Here is a 2,903-nt window from a genome sequence, read left to right as displayed (position 1 = left end):
CTCTGGGGTTTTTGGGGTGGGTTGAGTGCCCCAGTGGGCTGGATCCCTTGGGGATTAAATGAACTCGCGTGAGGTGCTCATTGGCGCCGTGCGCATCGCGCCGGTCGCCGTCACGAAGGACGACAAACCGTTCGTCGTGGTCATGGCTGTGGAGCCGTATGAGCGGCTCACCGAGCTAAAGAACCAAGAGAAGCCTTCGAAGTCTGCCAAAGCGATAGGGAGATAGGCATGGTTGTAGATTTTCACGAAGAACTGACCCGGGATTTTCACTGAGAAGTGACCCGCCCTTTTATGTTCCGTGGGTCAGTTTTGAGTCAAGGCATTCGATTTCTCCTTCCGGTTTTTAGTGGTGGCGATGTCGGTGCTCGCCTTGAAGCGGAAGCTGTCGTTTCCGGTTTCAAGGATGTGGCAGTGGTGAGTTAGGCGGTCGAGGAGCGCCGTCGTCATCTTGGCGTCGCCAAAGACCCCGGCCCACTCGCTGAAGCTCAGGTTGGTTGTTATGACGACGCTTGTGCGTTCATAAAGCTTGCTCAAGAGGTGGAAGAGCAGCGCCCCGCCAGACGGACTGAACGGTAGATATCCGAGTTCGTCTAGGATTAAGAGATCAAGTCGGACCAGTCGTTCGGCAATCTGGCCGGCTTTGCCGACTGCTTTTTCCTGCTCCAGTGCGTTGACGAGTTCGACTGTTGAGAAGAAGCGGACCCTCTTGTGGTGATGCTCCACTGCCTGAACACCAACCGCCGTTGCGATATGGGTTTTGCCCGTGCCCGGCCCACCTATGAGCACGACATTGTGGGCGCCATCCATGAACTCGCATCGATAAAGCTGCCGCACCAAGGCCTCGTTGATCTCACTGTTGGCAAAATCAAAGCCCGCAAGATCCTTATAGGCGGGGAAGCGGGCTGACTTGATCTGATACGCGATTGACCTGACCTCGCGTTCTGCGGTCTCAGCTTTTAGCAGTTGGGAGAGGACTGGAACTGCGGTCTCAAAAGCGGGCGCGCCCTGCTCGGTGAGATCGCTGACCGCCTGAGCCATGCCGTACATTTTTAGACTGCGCAGCATGATCACGATAGCGGCGCTTGCTGGATCATGACGCATGGCGAACCTCCCTTGCCCTGGCGCCATCGCGCAGCGTATCGTAGCGTTCGACATCCGCTCGTGGCTCCTTACTCAGGACCAAGGCCTTGGGCGCGTCCACGGTGGGCGCTGTTACCGGCTTGTCGTCCACGAGCCTGTGTAGAAGGTTCAAGACATGGGTCTTGGTGGGAACATTGTCTGTTAGAGCCATCTCGACAGCGCACAGAACTGCTTGCTCGTCATGCTGCAGAACAAGAGCAAGGATCTCGACCATCTCCCTGTCACCGCCCGGGTGCTTGAGAAGATGGCGTTGTAGACGCTTGAAGGCTTCTGGCAACTCCTGGAAGGGCGCGCCATTGCGCAAAGCCCCGGGTTTGCGCTGGATCACCGCCAGATAATGTCGCCAATCGTAGATCGTACGTCCGGGCTGATCATTGGAGCGATTAATAACGCGCTCATGTTCACACAGGATTTGCCCTTCGGCGGCGACTACGACCCGCGTTGGATAGACCCGAACGCTGACCGGTCGATTGGCGAAGGATGCTGGCACGCTGTAACGATTGCGCTCCAAGTGGATCAGGCAAATCGGCGTGACCCGCTTTGTGTGTTCGACGAACCCGTCGAACTGCCGGGGCGTCGGCATCAGGTTAGCGACTTCATCAGTCCAGACGTCGGCGACGGTTCCGGGTAGGACCCCATGGGGGATTTGCTCCCATAGCTCCTTGCAGCGGCGCTCTAACCAGGCGTTCAGCTCCTCCAGATCCGCACAGTTCGGCATCGGCTGCCACAATCGGTGGCGCGCATCCCGAACGTTTTTTTCGACCTGCCCCTTCTCCCAGCCTGAAGCGGGATTGCAGAACTCCGCGTCAAACAGATAGTGACTGACCATCGCAGTAAACCGGGCATTCACCTGACGGTTTTTGCCGCGGCCAACCCGATCAACAGCGGTCCGCATGTTGTCGTAGATCCCCCGCCTTGCTACCCCGCCCAGCACCCGAAAGGCGTGATAGTGAGCGTCAAAGAGCATCTCGTGGGTCTGGAGAAGATAGGCGCGAACGATAAACGCCCGACTATGCGACAACTTGAAGTGAGCAACTTGCAGCTTGGTCCGCTGCCCCCCGAGGATCGCCCAGTCCTCGCTCCAATCAAACTGAAATGCCTCGCCAGAGTGAAAAACCAAGGGAACAAACGTTCCGCGCCCACTGGTCTGTTGTTCTTGCTGCCGGGCTGTCTTCCAATCCCGAACAAATGCCGCCACACGGCCATAAGAACCGTCGTAGCCAAGAGCCAGCAGATCAGTATGCAACTGCTTGGTTGTGCGCTTCTGCTTGCGAGACTTGCTCGCTTCAAGCTTCACCCAGCTCGAAAGCTTGTCAGCAAACGCGTCCAGCTTGCTGGGACGGTCGGGAAGCTTGAATTTTGGCTCAACCTCGCCAGACCGCAGATACTTGCGGATCGTGTTCCGCGACAAGTTCGTCCGCCGGGCGATCTCCCGGATCGAAACGTGCTCCCGAAGAGCCCAACGTCGAATGACACTCAACAAATCCATGTCTATCACTCCCGATACCCCCGCCGCAGCCAGCCAGGGGGAAGTTCAACATGGGTCAAATCTCAGTGGAAATTACCGTCTCTTAAGGGTCAGTTCTCAATGCAACTCTACAACGCAGACATGGCGCTGTTGACGTCTGCCGCATCCGTCCCGGAGCCGAAGAAACTCTTCAGAATGCCGATGCGCTTTCCCTTGAGTCCTTTGGGATCAAGCGCGCTCGCGTAGGATTTTGGGCTCTGTCCAATCGACCAAGCCGTCGCGCCATCGACGGGAT

At 57.3% G+C, this 2,903-nt stretch carries 3 protein-coding genes; 1 reads left to right on the top strand and 2 read right to left on the bottom strand.

From position 1 onward, the window contains the following. The first annotated feature begins 58 nt into the window (after positions 1-58). Positions 59-226, top strand: a complete 168-nt coding sequence (locus tag AC9UEO_RS13500; RefSeq protein WP_509534551.1) for a hypothetical protein — start codon at positions 59-61, stop codon at positions 224-226. A gap of 77 nt (positions 227-303) precedes the next feature. Here AC9UEO_RS13500 and istB read toward each other — a convergent pair whose 3' ends face one another. After that, positions 304-1,101, bottom strand: a complete 798-nt coding sequence (gene istB / locus AC9UEO_RS13495) for an IS21-like element helper ATPase IstB (RefSeq protein ID WP_509534548.1) — start codon at positions 1,099-1,101, stop codon at positions 304-306. Then, on the bottom strand, positions 1,091-2,629 hold the full coding sequence (gene istA / locus AC9UEO_RS13490; protein ID WP_509534545.1) for an IS21 family transposase: 1,539 nt from the start codon (positions 2,627-2,629) through the stop codon (positions 1,091-1,093). Before istA ends, istB begins: the two co-directional genes overlap by 11 nt. Positions 2,630-2,903: the final 274 nt, after the last annotated feature.

It is taken from the genome of Limnohabitans sp., assembly GCF_040401495.1.
Classification (GTDB): Bacteria; Pseudomonadota; Gammaproteobacteria; order Burkholderiales; family Burkholderiaceae_C; genus Limnohabitans.
The sequence above is the reverse complement of the archived record's forward strand: the minus strand, read 5'-3'. Positions and strand labels throughout refer to the sequence as shown.

Coding starts and splice junctions, on each gene's coding strand:
- AC9UEO_RS13500 (WP_509534551.1), top strand. CDS start 59: ATGAACTCGCGTGAGGTGCTCATTGGCGCCGTGCGCATCGCGCCGGTC.
- istB (WP_509534548.1), bottom strand. CDS start 1,101: ATGCGTCATGATCCAGCAAGCGCCGCTATCGTGATCATGCTGCGCAGT.
- istA (WP_509534545.1), bottom strand. CDS start 2,629: ATGGATTTGTTGAGTGTCATTCGACGTTGGGCTCTTCGGGAGCACGTT.